Annotated in this window: 24 protein-coding genes; 11 read left to right on the plus strand and 13 right to left on the minus strand. The window is 66.0% G+C overall.

Features of this window, described 5'->3' with window-relative positions:
• Positions 1-29: 29 nt before the first annotated feature.
• Together hrpB and ACP153_RS11655 are read right to left on the minus strand one after the other, a co-directional pair.
• Complete coding sequence (hrpB, locus tag ACP153_RS11650; RefSeq protein WP_424971158.1) at positions 30-2,471, minus strand: ATP-dependent helicase HrpB; 2,442 nt, start codon at positions 2,469-2,471, stop codon at positions 30-32.
• Between the two features lie 90 nt (positions 2,472-2,561).
• A complete protein-coding gene (locus tag ACP153_RS11655; protein WP_424971159.1) occupies positions 2,562-3,299 on the minus strand; it encodes a DUF3108 domain-containing protein in 738 nt (245 codons plus the stop codon).
• 170 nt (positions 3,300-3,469) lie between these two features.
• Here ACP153_RS11655 and meaB point away from each other — a divergent pair, with 170 nt between their 5' ends.
• The 4 genes from meaB to ACP153_RS11675 all read left to right on the plus strand — a co-directional run bounded on the left by meaB (position 3,470) and on the right by ACP153_RS11675 (position 6,006).
• Positions 3,470-4,477, plus strand: a complete 1,008-nt coding sequence (gene meaB, locus ACP153_RS11660) for a methylmalonyl Co-A mutase-associated GTPase MeaB (protein ID WP_424971453.1) — start codon at positions 3,470-3,472, stop codon at positions 4,475-4,477.
• A 152-nt stretch (positions 4,478-4,629) separates the two neighbouring features.
• Entirely contained in the window at positions 4,630-4,917 is a 288-nt protein-coding gene (gene rpmB / locus ACP153_RS11665) for a 50S ribosomal protein L28 (RefSeq protein WP_424971160.1), read from the plus strand.
• Between the two features lie 187 nt (positions 4,918-5,104).
• The gene (locus ACP153_RS11670) at positions 5,105-5,461 is read left to right on the plus strand and encodes a hypothetical protein (RefSeq protein ID WP_424971161.1); all 357 of its coding nucleotides are present in this window, start codon (positions 5,105-5,107) and stop codon (positions 5,459-5,461) included.
• Between the two features lie 41 nt (positions 5,462-5,502).
• Positions 5,503-6,006: a copper chaperone PCu(A)C gene (locus ACP153_RS11675; protein WP_424971162.1), complete on the plus strand. Its 504-nt coding sequence runs from the start codon at positions 5,503-5,505 to the stop codon at positions 6,004-6,006.
• A 21-nt stretch (positions 6,007-6,027) separates the two neighbouring features.
• Here ACP153_RS11675 and ACP153_RS11680 read toward each other — a convergent pair whose 3' ends face one another.
• Complete coding sequence (locus ACP153_RS11680; RefSeq protein WP_424971163.1) at positions 6,028-6,783, minus strand: HpcH/HpaI aldolase family protein; 756 nt, start codon at positions 6,781-6,783, stop codon at positions 6,028-6,030.
• 96 nt (positions 6,784-6,879) lie between these two features.
• Between ACP153_RS11680 and ACP153_RS11685 the strand changes: the two genes are divergently transcribed.
• From ACP153_RS11685 to ACP153_RS11700, 4 genes are all read left to right on the plus strand, one after another.
• Positions 6,880-7,914 carry a ligase-associated DNA damage response exonuclease gene (locus ACP153_RS11685; protein ID WP_424971164.1) on the plus strand — a complete coding sequence of 345 codons (1,035 nt, stop codon included), beginning with the start codon at positions 6,880-6,882 and terminating at the stop codon, positions 7,912-7,914.
• The gene (locus ACP153_RS11690) at positions 7,911-8,822 is read left to right on the plus strand and encodes an alpha/beta hydrolase (RefSeq protein ID WP_424971165.1); all 912 of its coding nucleotides are present in this window, start codon (positions 7,911-7,913) and stop codon (positions 8,820-8,822) included. The genes ACP153_RS11685 and ACP153_RS11690 overlap by 4 nt, the downstream gene beginning before the upstream one ends.
• Positions 8,819-10,411: an ATP-dependent DNA ligase gene (locus ACP153_RS11695; RefSeq protein ID WP_424971166.1), complete on the plus strand. Its 1,593-nt coding sequence runs from the start codon at positions 8,819-8,821 to the stop codon at positions 10,409-10,411. Before ACP153_RS11690 ends, ACP153_RS11695 begins: the two co-directional genes overlap by 4 nt.
• Before the next feature lie 72 nt (positions 10,412-10,483).
• Positions 10,484-10,969 (plus strand): flavodoxin family protein, encoded by a 486-nt coding sequence (locus ACP153_RS11700; protein WP_424971167.1) that lies wholly within the window; start codon positions 10,484-10,486, stop codon positions 10,967-10,969.
• 42 nt (positions 10,970-11,011) lie between these two features.
• Here ACP153_RS11700 and ACP153_RS11705 read toward each other — a convergent pair whose 3' ends face one another.
• Positions 11,012-12,007 carry an aldo/keto reductase gene (locus ACP153_RS11705; protein ID WP_424971168.1) on the minus strand — a complete coding sequence of 332 codons (996 nt, stop codon included), beginning with the start codon at positions 12,005-12,007 and terminating at the stop codon, positions 11,012-11,014.
• A 213-nt stretch (positions 12,008-12,220) separates the two neighbouring features.
• Here ACP153_RS11705 and ACP153_RS11710 point away from each other — a divergent pair, with 213 nt between their 5' ends.
• Positions 12,221-12,748 (plus strand): hypothetical protein, encoded by a 528-nt coding sequence (locus ACP153_RS11710; RefSeq protein ID WP_424971169.1) that lies wholly within the window; start codon positions 12,221-12,223, stop codon positions 12,746-12,748.
• Between the two features lie 10 nt (positions 12,749-12,758).
• On the opposite strand, the gene ACP153_RS11715 is transcribed toward ACP153_RS11710, so the two are convergent.
• Positions 12,759-13,625 (minus strand): LysR family transcriptional regulator, encoded by an 867-nt coding sequence (locus tag ACP153_RS11715; RefSeq protein ID WP_424971170.1) that lies wholly within the window; start codon positions 13,623-13,625, stop codon positions 12,759-12,761.
• A gap of 143 nt (positions 13,626-13,768) precedes the next feature.
• On the opposite strand from ACP153_RS11715, the gene ACP153_RS11720 reads away from it, so the two are divergent.
• Together ACP153_RS11720 and ACP153_RS11725 are read left to right on the plus strand one after the other, a co-directional pair.
• Positions 13,769-14,404 (plus strand): NAD(P)-dependent oxidoreductase, encoded by a 636-nt coding sequence (locus tag ACP153_RS11720; protein ID WP_424971171.1) that lies wholly within the window; start codon positions 13,769-13,771, stop codon positions 14,402-14,404.
• A gap of 189 nt (positions 14,405-14,593) precedes the next feature.
• Positions 14,594-16,435 carry a M3 family oligoendopeptidase gene (locus tag ACP153_RS11725; protein ID WP_424971172.1) on the plus strand — a complete coding sequence of 614 codons (1,842 nt, stop codon included), beginning with the start codon at positions 14,594-14,596 and terminating at the stop codon, positions 16,433-16,435.
• On the opposite strand, the gene ACP153_RS11730 is transcribed toward ACP153_RS11725, so the two are convergent.
• The 8 genes from ACP153_RS11730 to rpoH all read right to left on the minus strand — a co-directional run bounded on the left by ACP153_RS11730 (position 16,432) and on the right by rpoH (position 22,058).
• A complete protein-coding gene (locus tag ACP153_RS11730; RefSeq protein ID WP_424971173.1) occupies positions 16,432-17,502 on the minus strand; it encodes a Hint domain-containing protein in 1,071 nt (356 codons plus the stop codon). The two genes, ACP153_RS11725 and ACP153_RS11730, sit on opposite strands and share 4 nt — an antisense overlap.
• 40 nt (positions 17,503-17,542) lie before the next feature.
• The gene (locus tag ACP153_RS11735; RefSeq protein WP_424971174.1) at positions 17,543-17,950 is read right to left on the minus strand and encodes a DUF805 domain-containing protein; all 408 of its coding nucleotides are present in this window, start codon (positions 17,948-17,950) and stop codon (positions 17,543-17,545) included.
• An 18-nt stretch (positions 17,951-17,968) separates the two neighbouring features.
• Complete coding sequence (locus ACP153_RS11740; RefSeq protein ID WP_424971175.1) at positions 17,969-18,178, minus strand: hypothetical protein; 210 nt, start codon at positions 18,176-18,178, stop codon at positions 17,969-17,971.
• Positions 18,179-18,254: 76 nt separating this feature from the next.
• Positions 18,255-18,497 carry a CDGSH iron-sulfur domain-containing protein gene (locus ACP153_RS11745; RefSeq protein WP_424971176.1) on the minus strand — a complete coding sequence of 81 codons (243 nt, stop codon included), beginning with the start codon at positions 18,495-18,497 and terminating at the stop codon, positions 18,255-18,257.
• Between the two features lie 126 nt (positions 18,498-18,623).
• The gene (locus ACP153_RS11750) at positions 18,624-19,550 is read right to left on the minus strand and encodes an SEL1-like repeat protein (RefSeq protein WP_424971177.1); all 927 of its coding nucleotides are present in this window, start codon (positions 19,548-19,550) and stop codon (positions 18,624-18,626) included.
• Between the two features lie 158 nt (positions 19,551-19,708).
• On the minus strand, positions 19,709-20,029 hold the full coding sequence (locus tag ACP153_RS11755) for a DUF4389 domain-containing protein (RefSeq protein ID WP_424971178.1): 321 nt from the start codon (positions 20,027-20,029) through the stop codon (positions 19,709-19,711).
• An 87-nt stretch (positions 20,030-20,116) separates the two neighbouring features.
• Positions 20,117-21,106: a Gfo/Idh/MocA family protein gene (locus ACP153_RS11760; RefSeq protein ID WP_424971179.1), complete on the minus strand. Its 990-nt coding sequence runs from the start codon at positions 21,104-21,106 to the stop codon at positions 20,117-20,119.
• Between the two features lie 52 nt (positions 21,107-21,158).
• The gene (gene rpoH / locus ACP153_RS11765; protein WP_424971180.1) at positions 21,159-22,058 is read right to left on the minus strand and encodes an RNA polymerase sigma factor RpoH; all 900 of its coding nucleotides are present in this window, start codon (positions 22,056-22,058) and stop codon (positions 21,159-21,161) included.
• Between the last annotated feature and the right edge of the window lie 170 nt (positions 22,059-22,228).

A 22,228-nucleotide genomic window follows, 5' to 3' on the forward strand; every position in this document is an offset into this window, starting at 1 on the left:
GTGACTTAAGGGATCTGCACCGCGCACGTTCAGCGGCGCGGCTTGGCTCGCACCGTGGGGTCCGCCTGAGTCGGGTCCTCGGGCCAGGGGTGCTTGGGGTAGCGCCCGCGCATATCCTTGCGCAGATCCGCATAGCCGCCCGTCCAGAACCCGGGCAGATCCGAGGTTACCGCCACGGGTTTCTGACCGGGCGAGAGCAGCGTGATCCGCAAGGGCTCGCGTCCAGGGCCCACGGTCGGGTGCCGGGTCACACCAAAGAACTCCTGCACCCGGGCGGACACCTCGGGCGCATCCCCACTGTAATCCACGGGCAATCTACGGCCCAGTGGCGTGGTGATCGCGGCGGGGGCCTGCGCGTCAATCGCTTGGAGCGCATCCCAGCCCAGCCACGCGCGCAGGGGCTCCAGCGGGTCGAGGGCGCGCAGATCGTCCGCATTCCGGATCTGACCGAGATAGGGAAGCAGCCAGGCCTCCGCGGCCTCCAGCAGCGCAGCGTCAGACATCTCCGGCAGGTCCATGCCCCCCGCCCGGCAGAGCGCCACCCGGGCCCGAAGGCGGGCGAAGGCCGCCTTGCCCCCCAGCGCATCGAGGCCGAGATCCCGCACCCCATCGAGTGCGGCGACCGCCCGGGCGTCCTCTGGCACGTCACGCCAGATCCGGTCGGCCAGAACCAGCGCGCCAAACCGCTCCTGCTGGCGGGCCTCGACCCTGCGGTGACGGCGCGACCAATGGCAATGATCTTGCCAATGGATCTGATCCCCATAGAGCGCGCGCAGCTCCCCTTCGATCAACTCCACGGCTTGACGAATTCGCGCCTCCCGCGGGTTGCCATCGAGATCCGTGGCCACGATCAGGCACGCGCCAGCGAGGCTCGCCGCGGGCTCCATCATGGCGCCCTTGCCGCCGGAGAGCAGATAGCGTGGATCCTCCCCCGGACGGCGCAACCCGATCCGGTCGGGATAGGCGAGCGCGGCCTGTGCTCCGAAACTAAGCAGCGCGCGCTTTGGCAGGTCACGGGCGAGGCGTTTGGCTTCCTCCCGCACGCGCGCACGGGCGCCGGGATCCGGGCATGGGGCCTCGCCCCGCAGGATGGCCACGCGCCGCGCCAGATCAACGCCCGCGTTGCGGTCAAGATCACGCTCCGCCAGAAGGGCTGCCAGTGGCGCGGCCTGCGCCCCGGCCGCGCGCAGCATATGCGCCAGACGCGGATGGGTCGGCAGCGCGGCCAGAGCCCGCCCGTGATCGGTGATCCGCATCTCCGGATCAAGGGCCCCAAGCAGTTGGCAGAGCGCCTGTGCCTCGGCCCAGGCCCCCTCGGGCGGCGGCGTGAGCAAAGCCAGATCCGCGGGCCCCGTGCCCCAGATCGCCAGATCCAGTGCCAGCGCGCTCAGATCCGCCACCGCGATCTCAGGCGGTGCAAACCCCGCGAGCGCGCCCTCTGCCCCTTTGGTCCAGAGTTTGTAGCAGACACCCGGCGCCACCCGCCCGGCGCGGCCCGCGCGCTGGGTCGCCTCGGCCCGGCTGACCGGCTCGGTCACCAGCCGCGACATGCCCGAATCCGGATCGAACCGTGCCCGTCGCGCCCGCCCGCCATCGACGACTATGCGGACATCCTCGATGGTCAGGGAAGTCTCGGCGATGGACGTGGCCAGCACCACCTTGCGCTGTCCGTCGGGCGCGGGCGCAATCGCCGCGCGCTGCTCGGCGAGTTTCATCGCCCCAAAGAGCGGGCGCAGCACGGTGTTCGCGGGCAGATCCGGCTCCAGAAGGCGCGCGACCTGCCGGATCTCGCCCTCGCCAGGCAGAAAGACCAGCGCGCTGCCCGCGGCCTCGGCCAGCGCCTTGCGGGTCAGATCGGCAACCGCATTGGGAAAGCGCATGGTCTTGGGCAGGGGCCGGTCGAGATGGACGGAGGTCACCGGATAGCTGCGCCCCGCGCTGGTGATCACGGGAACATCGCCCATCAGGGCGGCCACGGGCGCGGCATCGAGCGTCGCCGACATGACCAGCAGTTGCAGATCGTCGCGCAGAGCGGCGCGGACCTCGAGGCACAGCGCCAGCCCGAGATCCGCATTCAGGGAGCGCTCGTGGAATTCATCGAAGATAACCGTGCCGATTCCCGGCAGCTCGGGATCGGCCTGCAGCCAGCGGGTCAGGATGCCCTCGGTGACGACCTCGATCCGGGTCTGCGCACTGGTTTTCGACGCCCCGCGCATGCGGTAACCGACGGTCTGGCCCACAGGCTCCCCCAGGGTTGCGGCCATGCGTTCCGCTGCCGCGCGCGCCGCCAGACGGCGCGGCTCCAGCAGGATGATCCGGCCCTCGGCCCCGGCCTCGAGCAGCGCGAGCGGCACCCGCGTGGTCTTGCCCGCCCCCGGGGGCGCCTGCAGCACGGCCGCGCCCTCGCCCGCCATGGCGGCGAGCAGATCAGGCAGGGCCTCATCAATGGGAAGCGGATCGGCAGCGGGCATGGGGCGCGCGGTCCTTGCGGGCATCGGACAGGGTTGCGCGGGACCGAACCATCCGACCGCTGCGGGGTCAAGAGGCGCGCGCCGCCCGGCTTAGCGCCGTTTCAGCACCGCGCGGCCAAAGGTCGTGTCGGTCGTCACCCGGGCAACCTCATAGACCCCGTCGCCCTTGGGTGCATAGGTCATCTCAAAGGTGAAGCGGGTCTTTTCGGCCAGCTTGCGCGGTGACCAGCCAGCGATGCGGCGATAGAGGCCCTGACAGGTGATCTCGCCATTCGCGGCGGCGCGACGGTTTGACAGGACCACTTCGCTCCGCCGCTTGCCATCAAAGACCTGCAAGGTCAGATCGCATACCCGCGCTTCGGGCTGATCCCGCAGCGCCGCATAAATCACCGTCATTGGATCCACTGTGCCCGCTTGGGTCGCGGGATCGACCGCATGGCGATCCGCCTCACGCGGCGGGTCATAGACCTTCACCTGCGGACGCCCGCCGCGATAGAGCATCTCGGCCTCGGACCGCTCACCACTGGCATTGCGTGTCTCGACAAAGGAGCTCGGTCGATAGGCATTGGGCCCGGTCTGCTGCCCGCGCGCCGTCGCCTCGTAGGAGGCTTTGACCACCGCGCCCAGCAATCCCGTCGTGCGCACCTTGCCCGTCACCGCATAGCGGGTGCCATCGCTATTGGCCGCGTATTGCACAACCGCAGCCCGCACGCCGCCAAGCGAGACATCAAAAACCCCCTGCTCGGTCGCGGAGACCGGGGTCGCCGCCCCAAACAGAGCCAGCCCGAACAGCGCCGAGCGCAGGCCATTTCTCGAACTCACCGTCACTTTCGCCTCCTGTCACAGCGGGCGCGCGCCGCTGTCGTCTGGACAAGACATAGGACGACAAGGCAAGAAAACCGCGAAGCCGTCAATTGCCCTGACGGGAATGTCAGATCGACCCAGCGAAAGACCGCCACGTGCCCACCGACCAGACCTCGCCCGCGCCCGCCGACCGGATCAATGCCCGCCTCCCGGATCTGGAGACGCTCGCCGACCGGATCACTGCCGGAGAGCGACGCGCGCTTGCCCGGGCCATCACCCTGATCGAGAGCACCCGTCCGGCGGATCGCGCCACGGCCACGGCCCTCCTGCAGAGGCTGGCAGGCGGCGGGCGGCAGGCTCTGCGCATCGGCCTCTCGGGGACGCCGGGGGTGGGCAAGTCCACCTTCATCGAGGCTTTCGGCATGATGCTGATCGAGGCCGGGCTCAAGGTCGCGGTGCTGGCGGTCGATCCCAGCTCCGCGCGCACGGGCGGCTCGATTCTTGGCGACAAGACCCGGATGGAGCGGTTGAGCCGCGCGCCGGGGGCGTTCATCCGCCCCTCGCCGTCGCTGTCGCATCTGGGTGGGGTGTCGCGCCGCACGCGCGAGGCCGTGGCGCTGGTCGAGGCGGCCGGATTCGACGTGGTGCTGATCGAGACCGTCGGCGTGGGCCAGTCCGAGACCATGGTGGCGGAGATGTCGGACCTCTTCATCCTCCTGCTGGCCCCAGCGGGCGGCGACGAGCTGCAAGGGGTCAAGCGCGGGATCATGGAGACCGCCGATGTCATCCTGATCAACAAGGCCGATGGCGACCTCAAACCCACAGCGACGCGCACCTGCGCGGATTACGCGGGCGCGCTGCGGCTTTTGCGCAAACGGCCCGAGGACCCGGAGGATTTCCCCAAGGCGCTCATGGTGTCGGCGGTCACGGGGACCGGCCTGCCCGAGGCCTGGTCCGAGATGCAGGCGCTGGCCAGCTGGCGCAAGGAGAACAGCCATTGGGACCGTCGCCGCGCCGATCAGGCTCGGGGCTGGTTCGAGACCGAGGTGCGCGCAGGCCTTCTGGCCCGGCTGACCGAGGATCAGGCTACCCGCGCGGCCATGGATCGGCTCTCGGATGCGGTGGCCGGAGGGGAGCTCTCGGCCAGCCAGGCGGCGGCGGATATCCTCGACAGCCTTGGCGCGGGGATCTCGGACGGATAGGGATCTGAAAACCCCCACCGTTCTGCGCCCGGGGGCGAATGAATCGCTTGACGCCCGTACCCATTCGGCTTAGACGGCAGCTTCAAGTTTCCGGGGCCCCCTCGTGCGCGCCCCTTTTCGACCCGAACCGCTAGATAACGAGGAGCGAGCCGATGTCGCGCCGCTGCGAACTGACAGGAAAAGGCGTAATGGTTGGCAACAATGTCAGCCACGCCAACAACAAGACCAAGCGGCGCTTCCTGCCGAACCTGAACGATGTGACCCTGATGTCCGAAACCCTGGGCCGTGGCTTCAAGCTGCGCATCTCGGCGGCGGCACTGCGCACGGTCGATCATCGCGGTGGGCTGGACGGCTTCCTCGCCAAGGCGAAGGACGCGGAGCTCTCCGAGAAGGCGCTGAAGATCAAGAAAGACATCGCAAAGGCCCAGGCAGCCGCCTGATTCTTCCGAGGTTTCGTGAAAACGCCCCGGCGGTTGATCCGCACGGGGCGTTTTTGCGTTTCATGGCGGGCTCGGCGAGCGGTTCAGCCCCGGGGTGCCGCGCTGCCGCGGAGCTGACGCTTCGTCGTCCGCCGCTGCGACAAAGCGACCATTGTCCAAGCCCGGCACCTCCGCCTACCTGTCTTTTGTGACGCATCTCCGCCGCCTCCTCGCGATCTGCCTCGCGCTGACCCTTGTGGGGACCAGCGGGGCGATGGCTGTGGCGCGAGGCCAGATGGCCGCCGAGCCCGGCATGCTGGTGGTGATCTGCGTCGGGGCGGAGACCGATACGCTCCTGGTCGATGCCAAGGGCAATCCTATCCATGCCAGCCATATTTGCCCCGATTGCGCCCTGACCGGGCTGGCGGCTCTGGCACTGGCTGCGGATCTTGCGACCTCTCCGGCCTATGGCGCGGCCAGTCTGGCGCCTGCTCGTTCGCCCTGCCTCTGGGCGCAACCGCCCGAGCCCGGCGGCGCCCCGCGCGCGCCACCTGTCCTGAGCTGAACCCGTTCACCTTTCAGTTCCCTTCTCTCAGGACTCTCGACATGTCTTTGAAATCCCTTCTGCTTGCGGCGAGCCTCGGACTCGTCGCCCTTCCCGCGGCCGCCATGGACAAGGCCATCATGGTCATGGATCCCTATGCCCGCGTCTCTTCGCCGGTGGCCAAATCCGGCGCGGCCTTCATGCAGATCATGAACCACGGCGCCGAGGATGACCGCCTCGTCTCGGCCACCTCCCCTGCCGCCGCACGGGTCGAGCTGCACACCCATATCGATGATGGCAATGGCGTGATGCTGATGCGCGAGGTCCAAGGCGGCTTCGCGATCGCCGCCGGCGAGACCTATATGCTCAAGCGCGGCGGCGACCATGTGATGTTCATGGGCCTCAAGGACAGCTGGTCCCAGGGCGATATGGTGTCCGTCACCCTCGTCTTCGAGAAAGCAGGTGAGGTCACCCTCGAGATCCCGGTCGATCTTGAGCGTGAGGCCGCCCATGGCGGACACGACCACAAGCACGATCATGGCGACCATAGCGGCCACAAGCACTGACCGCGCAGGATCGGGGCGCCGTCAGTCGAGCGCGCCGATCCCCTCCGCCGTGGCCCGCGCGCCCTGTAGCATCCAGGCATGCTCGGAGGCGACGAAGAACACCGTGAACCCATAGCGGCGCCAGGCCGCGGCTTTCTCGGCATTCGCGGCAAAGGTCATATAGGGCTTGCCCGTGGCCGCGCAGGCCTCGCCCACCCGGGCGATGGCGGCCATGAGCTCGTCGGAGGTCTGGTCGGTCTTGCCGTAGGACACAGACAGATCCGCCGGGCCGAGAAACACCCCATCGATTCCGTCGGTCGCCGCGATCCCCTCGCAGGCCTCGACACCTTCGGCGTCCTCGATCTGGGCGATGACGATCGGCTCTCCGCTGGATCCCAGCACTGTCGACATGGCCTGAGTGCCATAGCCCGCCGAGCGGGTGGAGCCCGCATAGCCGCGCCCGCCCCCGCCATAGCGGCAGGCCTTGGCGATGGCGGCGGCCTTCTCGGCGCTGTCCACATGGGGCACGACCACCCCCGCCGCCCCCGCATCCAGTGCCTGCATCAGCGTGGGCGGGGACGCATCGGGCACCCGCACGAGGCAGGGAAAGCCCAACGCGCGCCCCACGGCGAGGCAGGCATCGATCCGGCCCCGGTCAAAGGGCGCATGCTCTGCATCGAGACAGACGAAATCCAGCCCCGAGAGCGCCATCACCTCGACCATCTCGATCGCTGGCGTCTTGAGGAAGGTTCCCGCCAAAAGCGCGCCTGCCTCCATCTTTGTCCTGAACTCTGTCATCGCCCCTCCCCCGGTCTGGCTCTGAGCGCACTGGACCAGAGCGGCGCAGAGGCTGCAACCCTTGGCGGCGCATCGCGGGGGCGCTAGGTCTCGAGCATGGCCAAGGACCTTCTGACCTTCACGGAGCGCGGGATCTATTGCCCGGCGGGCGATTTCTATATCGATCCCTGGCGGCCAGTGGATCGTGCCCTGATCACCCATGGTCATGCGGATCACGCGCGCCCCGGGCATGCCCACTACCTCGCGACCGAAGCTGCCGCCCCGGTCATGCGCCACCGTCTGGGGGCGATCACGCTTGAGACCATCCGTTATGGCGAGACGCGCGAGATCGGCGGGGTCGAGGTCAGCTTTCATCCCGCGGGCCATGTGCCGGGCTCGGCCCAGATCCGGCTCGCCCATCGCGGGCAAGTTTGGGTCGTCTCCGGCGACTACAAGATCGAGAAGGACGGCTTGTCGGAGCCCTTCGAGCCCGTGCCTTGCCACGCCTTCATCTCCGAATGCACCTTCGGGCTGCCGGTTTTTCGCTGGGATCCGCAGCCGGATGTGGTGGCCTCCATCCGGGACTGGTGGGCAGCCTGCGCCGCCGCTGGCAAGACCGCCGTGCTCGGCGCTTATGCTCTGGGCAAGGCGCAGCGGATCCTCGCCCAGCTCGACCCGGAACAGGGCCCGATCCTCACCCATGGGGCGGTGGAGGCGACCAATGCCGTTCTGCGGGCACAGGGCCTCGCCCTCCCGCCGACGGTGCAAGTCACTGCCGAGATCACCGCCAAGACCCATCCCGGGTCGCTGGTGCTCGCCACGCCCTCCGCCCTTGGCACCCCCTGGATGAAACGATTTGGCGCGACGGAAACGGGCTTTGCCTCCGGCTGGATGCGGATGCGCGGCGTCCGGCGGCGGCGCGGCGCGGACCGGGGGTTCGTCATGTCAGATCACGCGGATTGGCCGGGCCTCAATAAGGCGATTGCCGAGACCGGGGCCGAGCGGATCTTTGTCACCCATGGCTACACTTCAGTCTTTCGCAAATGGCTGGAGGATCAGGGCTATGACGCCCAGATCGTCGAAACCCAGTTCGAAGGCGAAAGCGTCGAGCCGGATGCGGAAGCCCCCGCCTCAGAGGAGGCTTCCGCGTGACCGGGCCCAGCGGACCGCAGGGGATCGGGGACCGGCTCTGGCCACTCTATGCGCGCTATGTCCAGCGCCCGACCCTCGCCTTCACCCCCTCCCAGACCCTGCTGCGGGCCATCTTTGACGTGACCGTGTTTCTGGGGGAAAAGCGTTGTCCCGGTGTCACCCAGCGCCGCGTGTCGCTGGGTGGGGTGCCCACGCTGGCCTTGCAGCCCGACGGCTCGGGGAGCGGGCGGTTGCTCTATCTCCATGGCGGCGGCTTCACCATCGGATCCGCCCGCAGCCACCAGCATATGGTCAGCCATATCGCCCGGGCCGCCGGGGGCACCGCATGGTTGCCGGAATACCGGCTCGCCCCGAAGCACCCCTTCCCCGCCGCCCCCGAGGATGTGCTGGAGGCCTATGCAGCCCTTAGCGCCGAGGGACCGGTCATGGTGGCGGGCGACAGCGCGGGCGGCTGCCTCGCTCTGGGCCTGCTCCACTGGGCCGCGCGGGCCGGGCTGCCGCAACCCAGTGCGCTCGCGCTTCTGTCGCCCATCGGGCATCTGGATCTGGAGGCGGGCGGCTTTCTGACCCGGCTCGAGACCGAGATCCTGATCCCCGAACGCTGGGGCCGCTACACGGTCGGGGCCTATCTCGACGGACATGACCCGAGCGATCCCTATGCCTCGCCTCTTGCGGCGCCCCTGCCCGCAGGCCCGCCCACGCTGATCCAATATGCCGAGGGGGAGGCGCTAGCCAAGGATGCGCTGGCCTCCGCCGAGGCTCTGCGTGCCGCTGGCGCCGAGGTCGCGGTGGAGGTCTATCCCGGCATGCCCCATGTCTGGCAGATCCATGCGGGCCGCTCCCACAGTGCCGATCGCGCCATCGCGCGTCTCGGGGCCTTCCTCCGCAGCCATGGAGACCCCACGTGAAGCGCTTTGCGGACCTCTTCACGGCGCTCGATCAGACCACCAAGATCACGCCCAAGGTCGCGGCCCTCGCGAACTATTTCCACGCAGCCCCCGAGGCGGACAAGCTCTGGACCATCGCGCTTCTCTCCGGGCGACGGCCCAAGCGCACGGTCACCACGACGCGGCTGCGGGAATGGGCGGCGGAGCGGGCGGGCATCCCCCTCTGGCTCTTTGAAGAGGCCTATCCGATTGTCGGCGATCTGGCCGAGACAATCGCCCTCGTCCTACCGCCCCCCAGCCAGTCCAGCACCCGCAGCCTGAGCGACTGGATCACCGAGATCCGTGGCCTCGCCGCGCTGGAGGAGTCGGACCGCCGGGAATTCATCCTGACGGCCTGGGACAGCCTGCCCCCAACCGAAGCCTTCGTCTTCAACAAGCTGATCACCGGGGGCTTCCGCATGGGCGTTTCGACCAAGCTGATGACACGGGCCCTGTCCCGGGCCACGGAGATCCCCGAGGCCGAGCTCGCGCACCGCCTGATGGGCGACTGGACGCCCGAGACCACCAGTTTCGAGGCGCTTGTCCTGACCCGCGATCCGGCGGCGGATCTGTCGAAGCCCTATCCGTTCTACCTCGCCTATGGGCTGGAGGATGCGCCGGAGACCCTGGGCGATCCGGACGACTGGCAGGCCGAGCATAAATGGGACGGGATCCGCGGTCAGGTGATCCTGCGGGGCGGACAGCATTTCGTCTGGTCCCGGGGCGAGGAGCTGATGACCGACCGCTTCCCGGAGCTCGCCAGCCTGCGTGATTTCCTGCCCGAGGGCACCGTGCTCGATGGCGAGCTTCTGGCCTGGGCGGAAGACGCGCCGCTGCCCTTCAACGCCCTGCAGAAGCGGATCGGGCGCAAGACGGTGCCGAAAAAGCTGCTGACGGAAGCGCCAGTGATCTTGCGCGCCTATGACTTACTGGAAGCGGAGGGGACGGATCTGCGCGACAGGCCCCTTGCCGAGCGCCGCGCGCGGCTGGAGACGATGATCGAAGCACTGCCCGAGGGGCTGCCCCTGCGCCTCTCCCCCGCGCTGCAATTCGAAAGCTGGGAGGCGCTGGCAGAGCAGCGCGACGGGTCCCGTGCGCTCGGGGCCGAGGGCGTGATGCTGAAACGCCGTGCCTCCCCCTATCTCGCCGGGCGCAAGAAAGGGGATTGGTGGAAATGGAAAGTCGATCCACTGGTGATCGACGCGGTGATGATCTACGCGCAGGCCGGGCACGGGCGACGCGCGAACCTCTTTACGGACTACACTTTCGCGGTCTGGGACGGGAATGAGCTGGTGCCCTTCACCAAGGCCTATTCCGGCCTGACCGATGGGGAGTTTCGCGAGATCACCGGCTGGGTCCGCAAGAACACGCTGGAAAGGTTCGGCCCTGTGCGGCGCGTCACACCCGAGCATGTCTTCGAGATCGCCTTCGAGGGTATTCAAGCCAGCCCCCGCCACAAATCCGGCGTCGCCCTGCGCTTTCCCCGCATGTCGCGCTGGCGCAAGGACAAGCCGCTGCAAGAGGCGAACACGCTGGAGGATCTCAAGGAGATGCTCGCGACCTATGGCTGAACGGACCCGGCATGCCGGACGCGACATCCGCTGCGCATTGCAGCGGCGGAGTGGTGGAACTACAGGTGGCCCATGGCTGGTTTGATCATTGTCTATCACTCGCGCACCGGCGGCAGCCGACAGATGGCCGAGGCGGCGGCAGAGGCCGCCCGCGGCGAGATCGACACGCGGCTCATTCCCGCTTCCTCCGCAGAGCCTGAAGACCTACGCGACGCGGCGGGATTTCTGTTCTGCGCGCCGGAAAACCTCGCCGCGCTCTCGGGGGTGATGAAGGACTTCTTCGACCGCTGCTACTATCCGCTGCTTGGCGAGATCGAAGGGCGCCCCTATGCGCAGATGGTCTGCGCCGGATCCGATGGGGAGAATGCCGCCAGACAGACGGCGCGCATTGCCAAAGGGTGGCGCCTGCGGGAGGTTCAACCACCGCTGATCATTTGCACCCATGCGCAGACGCCCGAGGCGATTCTTGCAGAGAAAACCATCCCCGAGGCAGAGCTGTCCCTGTGCCGGGATCTCGGGGCGGCCATGGGGGCCGGGATCAGCATGGGCGTTTATTAGGCCGCCCGCGCAAACCGGCGGAACACGACCGCCCCCCTGTCCCTAGGCCCCGCCCCCGGGCACTGGCGCGCCTTCGGCCAGAAGCCCCTTGGCCTGCAAACTCTCCCAGAAGGCCGTCGGGATGGGCATGTCGAACCACGCGATGATCTGCTGCAATTCCGTGACGTCCCGTGGCCCCGGGATCACCGACGTCACAAGCGGATGGCCCAGCGGGAACTGCAGCGCCGCCGCGGCCAGCGGGATGCCGAACGCATCGGCCTCATCGGCGAGACGCCGGGCCTTTGCCATGACATCCGCCGGAGCCTTGGCATAGTTCCACGTATCGCGCCCGGCAAGGATGCCCGAATTGAACGGCCCGCCGCAGATGATCGTTGTCCCCGCAGCCTCACAGGCGGGAAAAAGGGTGTCGAGCGCCGTCTGTTCCAGCAGCGTGTACCGACCCGCCAGAAGAAACACGTCCCAGGACCCGATCTCCAACGCGGCGGCGCAGGCGGCGTTCTCATTCACACCGATCCCGATCGCCTTGACCGCCCCGGATCCGCGCAACTCGTCCATGGCGCGATAGCCGCTTTCGGTGAGGTCGCGGAAATGGCGGGCATTCTCCGCGCCATGGGTCATCTCGCCGATGTCATGCACCAGCAGGATATCGATGCGATCCAGCCCCAGACGGTGCAGGTTGTCCTCAAAGGCGCGCATGATGCCGTCATAGCTGTAATCATAGATCACGTGGAATGGCAGCGGATCGACCATCCCGAACTCCATGGGGTTCTCGACCGCCCCCGGCTTCAGCAACCGACCGACCTTGTCCGAGAGCACATAATCCTTGCCGCGCAGGCCATCGCCCATGACGCGCTCGGACCGCCCGAACCCGTACCACGGCGCCGTATCGAAATAGCGGAGCCCTGCATCCCGCGCCGCCCGGATCAGCGCGGCGGCCTGACTGTCCTCGAGATCGACGAAGTTTCCGCCCAGCGGCGCGCCCCCGACGCCCAACGTGTCGATCCTGAGACCTGTCCGTCCGACTTCCCGTGTCTCCATGATATGTCCCTCCCCATTCCAGACCTGCACTCTAGCGAATGCCCGCGCCGGCGCGATGGGCTCAGGCAAATTGTGATCGGAAGACTGGACCCAACACTCGCTCCACCGAGCAGCCCGGCAGAGATGTCCGAGCGGAGCGGCCTTTCTGCCCGAGGCAGGCCGCGTCTATACTTCGGGCTCTGCGAGACGGGGCACGGGCAATTGGGGGGCAGCATGAGCGCGCAAAAAGACATTTGGGACAAGCTGGAGATCATCGGAAAGCTTCTCTTCGTGCCAATCCTTGTCGGCATGATCGGCCTGTTTGTCGGCAGTTACCAGCAAGAGGCCGCGCAACAGGACAAGGAGTTCGAGCTTGCCCTCTCCGTGGCATCCACGCCCGAGTTCATCTCCACCGATCCGCTAATTGCCTCTGCGCGGGACTGGGCGAACGAGACCCTCCGCGAACGGCTCGGGGAGGATATCCCCCAGTCGGTGCTCGCCGCGACCCAGGGCGACGTGATTGCCGCGATCACACCGCAAACCGCCTTCGTGGCGATCCAGAGCGGAGAGATCACGCAAGAGCAGATCGCCAAGGATCCCCGGTTCAAGAACTGCCCGCGCGAACCGGTTTCCGTGCTGGTCTCCTGCGTGGGCGCCGTGCTGAGCTTCATCGAGCAACCCGCACAGATCTCGCGTTTCGACGGGGGCCCGGTCGATTTCGGCAATGGCGTGTCGGTCGAGCGGTTTCTGACCGAGTTCTAGGGCCGAGAGATCACGACAACCGCTCGGCCAGCAGGTCAAAGACCAAGCGGATGCGGCGGCTGGTTTTCAGCTCGCTATGGGTAACGAGCCAGGTCGGCAGCTTGAACGCCTCGATCTCGGTCAGAACCGGGCGCAGATCCGGGCAGGCGGCGATCGCATGTGTCGGCAGGATCGCGATCCCCAGTCCCGCACGCGCCATCTCCAGCGCGACATATTGGGACGAGGCGGTGTAGCGGATATTCGCCCGGGACAGGGGCATCCCCGCCGGCACCAGATAGCTGAGCAGACGATCCGCATCCACGAAGCTGACAATCTGATGCGCTGACAGGGTCTGCGGCGTCGGGTGGCCCGCGCTCTCCAGATAGCGCGGACTGGCGCAGAACTGCATGCTCTCGTCCCGCAGGCGCTTGGCATAGAGGTTCGGCTGCTCCGGCCGGGCATGACGGATCGCGATATCCGCCTCGCGCCGCACCAGATCGCGGATGCCGTTATCCGCCACGATATCGATCTCCAGACGCGGCGCTTGCACGGATATCTCCGTCAGAAGCGCAGGCAGAACCAGCGCCGAGACCAGCTCGGCTGCGGTGATCCGCACCTGCCCCTCGATCGAGCGGGATTGACCCATGGCCGCGAGGGAGACCAGATCCGCCCCCCGTGCCATGGCCTGGACATGGTCCAGCAGGTCGGCACCAAAGGGTGTCAGCATCACCGACCGCCCGGTCCGCTCGAAGAGGGTCGCGTTCAGCGCGGCCTCCAACGCGGCGATCTGGCGGCTGATCGTGGGTTGCGTCTGGCCGAGCGCGCGCGCGGCCCCGGACAGAGAGCCTTCCTCCACCACCGCGAAAAAGGTTTTTGCGTGATCCCAGTCAAACTCCATGGCGGCTCATGTATGCGATTTTCGTATGCTTGAGAAACACTTTTACGCAATTTAACCAGCATATGCGTATGAACTACATCCACCTCTGACAGAGACATCGGCGCCCGACATGGGGCCCGCTGACCTATGAAGAGGGGACCGGAATGAAGCTTGTTGTGCTCGGCGCGAATGGCCGAACCGGAGGACATGTGGTGCGCAATGCACTGGCGGCAGGGGACCATGTGACCGCCGTGGTCCGGTCAGAGGCCAGCCGCCTGACCTTCGATCATGAGCGTTTGACCGTCGTGATCGGCGACCCCTGTGACCCGACCGTGTTGACGCGGGTCTTTCGCGGGCAAGATGCGGTGATCTCGACCCTCGGGGGGCGTCGCCCCACACGCCATGCCACTGCGATCTATTGGCGATCCGCCGAGGCGATCGTGGAGGCGGCACAAACCGCTGGGCTGACCAGCGTCGCGGTGACCTCAACCGCGCTGCTTTTTCCAAGCGGGCGCCTGATCGACCGGCTCTTGACGGCTTTGGTCCACAATGTCGTGCAAAGCGCCACCCGCATGGAGGCGACCTTGCAGCGCGCGGGGCTCGACCTGACCATCGCGCGCTGCGGGTTCCTGACCGATGCGGCGGAGACGGGCTACCGCGCGTCGGTGGAGGCCCTGCCCCAGGATGGATCTTCGGTCTCGCGGCGCGGCCTCGCGCGCTTCCTCGTGGAGACTATTCGCAACCCCGCCGTCGGCGCGGGCGTCTATGGCGTCTCCGCTCCGCTGGCCCGCCGGTCCTGACCCGGCCCTTTGACATCTGCTTGCGCCGCCTTGTCCGGGGGCCTGCAGAAGGCTGATCAACCTCGGCCGCCCCGCGCCCGGCGCGATGCCGGTCTCTTTACCCCCGCGCGCTCCGTAAAATCGACCTCCCGGCTTGAGCCTCCACCCCTCCCGCCTTACCTCTTGTCCAACCAGATAAGAGGACATCCCATGCAGAGCCTGCCCCTTCCCTTCCCGATGCCGACCCCGTTGCGCGATGCCGCAGCCGAGAGCGGAGGCAAGAACCTCGGGGATCTGCCGGTCTGGGATCTGAGCGATCTCTATACGGCCGAAGACGCGGCGGAACTCAAGCGCGACATGGACTGGCTCGAAGCCGCCTGCCGCGACTTTGCGGCGGATTATGAGGGCAAGCTCGCCGATCTCGATGCGTCGGGGCTGCTGACCTGCGTGCAGCGCTACGAGCGGATCGACAGCGTCGCCGGGCGGATCATGTCCTTTGCCGGTCTGCGCTACTACCAGAACACCACCGATGGCGAGCGGGCCAAGTTCATGGCCGATGCCCAGGACAAGATCACGACTTTCACCACGCCGCTGGTGTTCTATACGCTTGAGATCAACCGTATCCCGGATGAGCAGCTCGACGGGCTCTTTGACCAGAACCCGGATCTCGCGCGCTACAAGCCGATCTTTGACCGTCTGCGCGCCATGAAGCCCTATCAGCTGAGCGATGAGCTGGAGAAATACCTGCACGACACCTCGACCGTCGGGGCCGCGGCGTGGAACCGGCTCTTTGACGAGACCATCGCGGGCATGATGTTCGAGGTTGATGGCGAGGCTTATAATATCGAGGGCACGCTGAACTTCCTGTCCGAGCCGGACCGGGAGAAGCGCGAGGCGGCGGCCCGCGAGCTCGCCAGCCAGTTTGGCGGACAGATCAAGCTCTTCGCCCGGGTGCATAATACGCTCGCCAAGGAGAAAGAGATCAACGACCGCTGGCGCGGGCTGCCCAGCCCCCAGGCCGGGCGTCACCTGAGCAACCATGTGGAACCCGAAGTGGTCGAGGCGCTGCGCAATGCCGTGGTTGCCGCCTATCCCAAGCTGAGCCACCGCTATTACGCGCTGAAGGCCAAGTGGATGGGGCTCGACAAGATGCAGGTCTGGGATCGCAACGCCCCCCTGCCCCAGGAAGACACGCGGCTCGTGGATTGGGACGAGGCGAAGTCGACCGTGCTCGAGGCCTATGGCGCCTTTGATCCGGAGATGGCGCGGATCGCCGAGCCGTTCTTTACCAAGGGCTGGATCGATGCGGGCGTGAAGCCGGGCAAGGCGCCCGGGGCCTTTGCGCACCCGACCGTGGCCGAGGTGCACCCCTATGTGATGCTGAACTATCTCGGCAAACCGCGGGATGTCATGACCCTCGCCCATGAGCTGGGCCATGGGGTGCACCAGGTGCTGGCCGCCGGTCAGGGGGAGCTGCTGAGCTCCACGCCTCTGACCCTGGCGGAGACCGCCTCGGTCTTTGGCGAGATGCTGACCTTCCGCAAGCTGCTGGACGCGGCGCCGGACAAGACCACCCGCAAGACCCTGCTCGCGGGCAAGGTCGAGGACATGATCAACACGGTCGTGCGCCAGATCGCCTTCTATGATTTCGAGTGCAAGCTCCACGATGCGCGCAAGAACGGCGAGCTGACGCCCGAGGAAATCGGTGAGCTGTGGATGAGCGTGCAGGGCGAGAGCCTCGGCCCGGTCTTCGAGTTCATGGACGGATATGAGACCTTCTGGGCCTATATCCCCCATTTCGTCCACTCGCCCTTCTATGTCTACGCCTATGCCTTTGGCGACGGGCTCGTGAACGCGCTCTATGCCGTCTACGAGGAAGGCGATCCCGAGTTCCAGGCCAAGTATTTCGAGATGCTCAAGGCCGGTGGGTCCAAGCATCACAAGGAGCTGCTGGCGCCCTTCGGGCTCGATGCCTCGGACCCGGCCTTCTGGGACAAGGGGCTGAGCATGATCTCCGGCATGATCGACGAGCTGGAGGCGATGGAGGACTAAAGCCTCCCCTCCTCCCCTTGCAGGAGCGGTTTGCGGTTCGCCGCGTGCCGCGCGATCAGACGGTTCTGCTGCGCCCCGGGAGGGATCACCCGACCGGGGCAGCCAGTGCCAATCATTGCGTCTGGAAAGAGCGCCTGCAATTCGGCGCGCGCTGCGGGATCCAGTGCCTTAAGCGCCTCGGGCCCGAGAAACAGGCTCTCGGTTGGGCAGCCTTCGGCAAAGATCACCTCATGCCGCTCAAAGAGCAGGTGGAAATAGGTGACCTCCCGCAGGGACCTATCCACAGAAATCCCCGGCAGGCGGATCAGACGGATCGCCGCCACAAGCACCTCCGCCACGGAGAACATCCGCTTTACGATCGGGGACGCGATCAGCATCCGATGTTGGCGCGACACGAGAAGGTCCCGCTCGGGCCGCCCGGCACCCAGAGCGCCCGCCGCGATCCGGACCGGGTAGAGGTTCGGCGCCCGGCGCATCTGCGCAGCAGACACGGTCCGGCACAATACCGAGACCAGCGGCTGCGCGCCCCCGCCATAGGCGCAGATCAACTGCCCCGGGCGGAGGTCTTCGACCGCGACCGGCCCGTCCGGTGTCTGCACCCGCGTGCCTCGGGTCAGGCAGGTGATCGTGCCCGGGTTCGGGTCGGTCTGCACCTGATAGCTCGCGCCGCGATCCTCCGTCTCCAGCGAGTGGCCCCCGCCCGCCTTCCCGATCTGGGTCGAGGTCATCCCGGCGGCGGGCCCCTCCACCGCGGTGATCGGGTTTGAGCGGTCATTGAAGGAATAGAAGGCGTGCACCCCCGACCCGTCAGAGAGCGACAGCGCATTGGTCTTGCCCAGCCCGTTGAACGTGTCCTGCGTAGTGGTATCGATGATATAGACATCGCTGCCACCGCTCTGGGTCGGCTCAAGCCCCTCTAGCGGGTTGCTGGACCGGATCGTGCCATCGGGCAGGTAAATCGTGACCACCAGCTCCGAGATATCCGCACCCTGATCAACCGCAACCTCGATGAAATCGAGGTCACGCCCGCCCAGATACTTGATCTCGGAGAAGTAGGGATCCGCCATGCGCCCTTATCGCGCGGAAAGGATGCCATGGCGTTAATGCTCACGGCGCGGCAGGAGGCCAGACCGGCTGTGGGCCATAGGCATTCTCGCCCTCGTCACTTGGCTGAACGTAGAAATAGATCAACACCAGACCACCGATCACCGGGAGGGCGCCGAGCAGGAGCCACCAACCGCTCCGCCCGGTGTCATGGAGCCGCCGCATCCCGAGCGAAACATTTGGCAGGAACAGGGCGAGACTGGCCAGCAATGCGAGGGGATGGACTGCATTCTCTACAGCCGCGTCAAACCCGAGCAGCGGCGCGACGAAATAGGCATCGAGCAAGTTCAACACCGCGAAAAGCAGGAAGACTGACAGGGCCCACCACCAAAACGCCGGACGCCCGGTGCGCCCGGTAAACGTGGCGTAATTCGACAGGGCCGTTTGCACGGCCAGCTTCATGTTCTCCATCCCGGGCCCTTTCGGTCTCTACTGGGTCAGTGCTTCAAGGCCAGAGGGGTCCATCCCCGCAACCGCCTCCTCAGCGATGCGGTCGAAATCCTGGCTGTCCTTGAACTCGCGATTGATCTCGGCGGTCTCCATACTTGTGACGATGGCCTCGGAGATGGCAGCCGCCTCATTGTCGGTCGTCCCACAAGGCGCAAGGATGAAGCAGCACGACCACAGCCGAAACCCCATTGAACAAGGGGCAGGCGCCGTTTTTCATCCGGTCACGGCCAAGCAGACGCGGTTTCGCGCGCCCCCGTCAACCCGGTCAGAGTTTGTTATGGGCCCCGTCACAAAGCGGCGCGTTTCCGGTCGCCTTGCAACCGCAAAAGAACAGCGTCTTGTCCGCCTCTGCCTCGTATTTCATAGGGGCGAACCCGGTCTCCTTGTGGGAGCCGTCGCAAAAAGGCTGGCTGTCCGAGCGGCCGCAGGTGCACCAGAAATAGGTCTTCCCGGCGGTCACCTCGACGGGATAGGGGGCTTTCTGAGCGATGATCGGGGTGTCGGACATGGGCTGGCTCCTGTGCTTGCTACGCAGGTACCTAGTGTGATGAGCCAACCCGCCCAACCGGCACGGGTGCTCAGAGGGCGAGACAGCCCGAGAGCCCCGCGCCTCCAAAGCAGCGCGCCGCCTTTGTCAGCAGCCCTTGTAGCCTTTGGCAACGCACTCTCGTGCAAGTTGCTCCGCTTTCGAGATGTCTTCTGCAAGCATCTGCTGCGCCAACTGCTCAGCCAATGCCCGACTGCCACGGACGCCTTGGGACACCGCGATGCTGGTCCACATATGTGCGTAAACGCGGTCCTGAATGACGCCCACACCGCGATCATACATCTGCGCAAGCGCAAACTGAGCGTGTGAGAACCCCTGTTCTGCAGCCATAAGGTACCACCGAAATGCTTCGGCCTGATCCTGCGGGACGCCCTGCCCGTAGGAATACATAACGGCGAGATTGTTTTGCGCGGTGGCCACACCAGCTTCCGCAGCCCTGCGGTTCCATTGAAACGCTTCGGCAAAATCCTGCTCGACACCTTGGCCGTGGTAGTACATCAGCGCGAGCCGTGTTTGCGCTCCGGGAAGGCCCTGTTCTGCTGCCTTGCGACACCACGTGAAAGCCTGAAATGCATCGCGCGGAAGGCCTCGCCCTTCGGACAACATCAGAGCCAGGTTGTATTGCGCCGATGGATGCCCTTGCTCCGCAGCCGACAGGTACAAGCGCGCCGCCGCTACAAAGTCTTGCGGGGCACCTTCGCCCCTGTAATGCATAACCCCCAAACCGTACTGCGCATCTGAATAGCCCTGGTCCGCAGCCAAACGATACCATTTCGCTGCCTCTGCATAGTCCTGCGGCACGCCGTGGCCGCCGATATACAGTAATGCCAGGAAGTATTGTGCCTGTGCATCGCCTTGTTCTGCCAAAGGACGCCACTCTTGCAGAGCGATGCCATAGTCGCCGTTCAGGGCCGCGACGCGCCCCTTGTTAAAATCCTGCGCTTGACTTGGGCTGGCGACGACACCGATTGCCAGCGCGACAAGGACGGCGGAGAAACGAGGATTTGTTTTCATTTGCAGTCCCTTTCGCTTTGCCCGGCGCTATTGGATGCCGAACCGGGTGACCGAACTCATGACAGAACATAGAGCTCGCATGGAGAGCCTTCCATTCGGTCGTACCACCTTGCACTGAGCCCGCGCACCGCGCTCCCGGGCCGCGCCAGCGACCGAACTCAGTCGAGCTCCGTCCAGGGCCAGGGCTTCACCTCGGAGGCCGCCGTCTGGTAACGCGCGGCCTTGGCGATCCAGATCCCGAGATCCGTACCGAATTCGGCGATCCGCTCATTCGGCTGCTTGTTGTTCACCAGCAGGATCACGAATTGCAGGACCGTCACGAAGGTCAGCACCGTCTGCGCCAGGCTGATCATCAGCGCGATCAGCACCATGTAAATCAGCCGCAGGAAGAGCCCGTCCGGATCGCCCGGATCCGGCTGCTCGCCATGGAGACGCCCGGTTACCTTGTCTTCGTCATTCGGCGTCGTGTTCTCGACCATGTTCTGTCCTCTTTCTCGGCCCCAGAGGAGCGCAGGCCAGGGGCGGCTGTCAACGCCCCATGGCCCGGCTGCACCACCCGGCCCGTCTCAGCCCGCCGCGGCGTAGACCGCATCGATCATGGCTTGCGTGCCGCGCGCATCCTCGAGCGTCCAGGGATAGGCCGCGCCCTCGGTCACGGTCCGGCCAAAGGCCTCGACCTGTTCGACATATTGCGCCGCAGCCGGGAACCGCTCAACCGTGACGGAATGGCCTGCTCCGCCGCCCGCGCTCATCCGGTGAAGCTCAAGCCGGGCCTCGCCAAAGATCTGGGCGTTGAAGGGTGCGGTCAGGCGCAGAACCCCCTCTTCCCCATGGAACACCATGTCCTGAAACGGCGCCATGCGCATGGAATTGACCCAATGGGCCGTGAAACCCGCAAAGCGCGCAGAGACCCGGGCGATGACGTCGACCCCGTTCTCCCAGGTGATATCCGCATGGGTGATCTCTTCGGGCTCCTGCCCGGTCATCCAGCGGGTGCAGCCATAAGTGTAGACGCCGATATCCGGGATCCCGCCACCGCCCTGCCCGGCCGTGTTGCGGATGTTCCCGGGATCGCCGCGATTGTCATAGGTGAAGATCCCCTCCACATGGACCAGCTGGCCAATGGCCCCGTCCCGCAGGAGCGCACGGGCCCGCTGCCACTGCGGGTGGTGGACGATCATGTAAGCCTCAGCGCAATGGAGCCCGGTCTTGTCGCGCAAGGCGATCAGCGGATCGATCTCGTCGGCTTTCATGGCAATCGGCTTCTCGGCCAGCACATGCTTGCCCGCCTCCAGCGCCTTGATGGACCAGGGCACATGCATCGGGTGCGGCAGCGGGATATAGACCGCGTCGATCTCAGGATCGGCGAGCAGGGCGTCATAGTCGCCATGCACCCGCAACCCCGGCGCAAAGGCAGCAAAGGGCGCGGCCTTGGCCGGGTCGCGCGTGGCCAAAGCGGCCAGAGTCGATCCCTTGGCTGCATGGATGGCCGGACCCATCTGGTTGCGCGCGAAATTGGCGGCTCCGAGTATGCCCCAGCGGAGTGGTGTCGTCATAGGTGATCCTCCTGCCGCGACCCTAAACCGGGGCATGGCAGGAGGGAAAGGCTCAGTCGGCCCCGGCCATCAGGCCTTTTTCACGGGCCAGCTCACGCATGGCCTTTTGCAGCTTCTCAAAGGCGCGGACCTCGATCTGGCGGATCCGCTCGCGGCTGACCTCATAGACCTCGGAGAGCTCTTCGAGGGTGGAGGGTTTATCCTCCAGCCGCCGCTTCATGAGGATGTCCTTCTCGCGGTCATTGAGCACGGCCATGGCTTCGGCCAGAAGCTCCCGGCGGACGGTCATCTCGTTTTTTTCGGCCAGATCCCCGGCCTGATCCGCGTCTTCATCCTCAAGCCAGTCCTGCCACTCGGTGGCGCCCTCGCCATCGGAGCCAATCATCGCGTTCAGCGAAGCATCGCCCCCGGACAGACGCCGGTTCATGGAGATCACCTCGTCCTCGGTGACGTTCAAGTCATTAGCGATGCGGGCGACGTTTTCCGGGCGCAGATCGCCATCCTCCAGCGCGCCGATCCGGTTCTTGGCTTTGCGCAGGTTGAAGAAGAGCTTCTTCTGGGCCGAGGTTGTGCCGAGCTTCACAAGCGACCAGGAGCGCAGGATGTATTCCTGGATCGAGGCGCGGATCCACCACATGGCATAGGTCGCAAGGCGAAAGCCTTTTTCCGGGTCGAACCGCTTCACGGCCTGCATCAGGCCCACATTCGCCTCGGAAATCACCTCGGCCTGGGGCAGCCCATAGCCGCGATAGCCCATGGCGATCTTGGCCGCGAGACGCAGGTGAGACGTCACCATCTGGTGCGCCGCATCCGTGTCCTCGTTTTCGACCCAGCTTTTGGCAAGCATGTATTCCTGCTCGGGCTCCAGCATCGGGAATTTGCGGATTTCCTGCAAATAACGGTTCAGACCCTGCTCCGGGGATGGGGCTGGAAGATTGGTATAAGATGCCATGGTCGCCTCCGTGTCGTCTCAGCGCGGGTCCCGCCCGCTTGCAGGGTGATATGTTAACGACGTGAACATTATTCAAGGGGCACGCCGCTTGCTTGGCAGGCAATATGACCCGGTGACCGGGTCAGGGCGAGCCCATGAAACCGGATGTCACCGGCTTGTGCAGCCCTGTA

It is taken from the genome of Dinoroseobacter sp. S76 (assembly GCF_049801095.1).
GTDB lineage: Bacteria > Pseudomonadota > Alphaproteobacteria > Rhodobacterales > Rhodobacteraceae > Dinoroseobacter.

Excerpts from the sequence above, each read along its gene's own strand:
- hrpB (WP_424971158.1), bottom strand. The coding sequence starts at position 2,471 with ATGCCCGCTGCCGATCCGCTTCCCATTGATGAGGCCCTGCCTGATCTG.
- rpmB (WP_424971160.1), top strand. The coding sequence starts at position 4,630 with ATGTCGCGCCGCTGCGAACTGACAGGAAAAGGCGTAATGGTTGGCAAC.
- ACP153_RS11675 (WP_424971162.1), top strand. The coding sequence starts at position 5,503 with ATGTCTTTGAAATCCCTTCTGCTTGCGGCGAGCCTCGGACTCGTCGCC.
- ACP153_RS11680 (WP_424971163.1), bottom strand. The coding sequence starts at position 6,783 with ATGACAGAGTTCAGGACAAAGATGGAGGCAGGCGCGCTTTTGGCGGGA.
- ACP153_RS11685 (WP_424971164.1), top strand. The coding sequence starts at position 6,880 with ATGGCCAAGGACCTTCTGACCTTCACGGAGCGCGGGATCTATTGCCCG.
- ACP153_RS11700 (WP_424971167.1), top strand. The coding sequence starts at position 10,484 with ATGGCTGGTTTGATCATTGTCTATCACTCGCGCACCGGCGGCAGCCGA.
- ACP153_RS11705 (WP_424971168.1), bottom strand. The coding sequence starts at position 12,007 with ATGGAGACACGGGAAGTCGGACGGACAGGTCTCAGGATCGACACGTTG.
- ACP153_RS11710 (WP_424971169.1), top strand. The coding sequence starts at position 12,221 with ATGAGCGCGCAAAAAGACATTTGGGACAAGCTGGAGATCATCGGAAAG.
- ACP153_RS11715 (WP_424971170.1), bottom strand. The coding sequence starts at position 13,625 with ATGGAGTTTGACTGGGATCACGCAAAAACCTTTTTCGCGGTGGTGGAG.
- ACP153_RS11720 (WP_424971171.1), top strand. The coding sequence starts at position 13,769 with ATGAAGCTTGTTGTGCTCGGCGCGAATGGCCGAACCGGAGGACATGTG.
- ACP153_RS11725 (WP_424971172.1), top strand. The coding sequence starts at position 14,594 with ATGCAGAGCCTGCCCCTTCCCTTCCCGATGCCGACCCCGTTGCGCGAT.
- ACP153_RS11730 (WP_424971173.1), bottom strand. The coding sequence starts at position 17,502 with ATGGCGGATCCCTACTTCTCCGAGATCAAGTATCTGGGCGGGCGTGAC.
- ACP153_RS11735 (WP_424971174.1), bottom strand. The coding sequence starts at position 17,950 with ATGGAGAACATGAAGCTGGCCGTGCAAACGGCCCTGTCGAATTACGCC.
- ACP153_RS11740 (WP_424971175.1), bottom strand. The coding sequence starts at position 18,178 with ATGGGGTTTCGGCTGTGGTCGTGCTGCTTCATCCTTGCGCCTTGTGGG.
- ACP153_RS11745 (WP_424971176.1), bottom strand. The coding sequence starts at position 18,497 with ATGTCCGACACCCCGATCATCGCTCAGAAAGCCCCCTATCCCGTCGAG.
- ACP153_RS11750 (WP_424971177.1), bottom strand. The coding sequence starts at position 19,550 with ATGAAAACAAATCCTCGTTTCTCCGCCGTCCTTGTCGCGCTGGCAATC.
- ACP153_RS11755 (WP_424971178.1), bottom strand. The coding sequence starts at position 20,029 with ATGGTCGAGAACACGACGCCGAATGACGAAGACAAGGTAACCGGGCGT.
- ACP153_RS11760 (WP_424971179.1), bottom strand. The coding sequence starts at position 21,106 with ATGACGACACCACTCCGCTGGGGCATACTCGGAGCCGCCAATTTCGCG.
- rpoH (WP_424971180.1), bottom strand. The coding sequence starts at position 22,058 with ATGGCATCTTATACCAATCTTCCAGCCCCATCCCCGGAGCAGGGTCTG.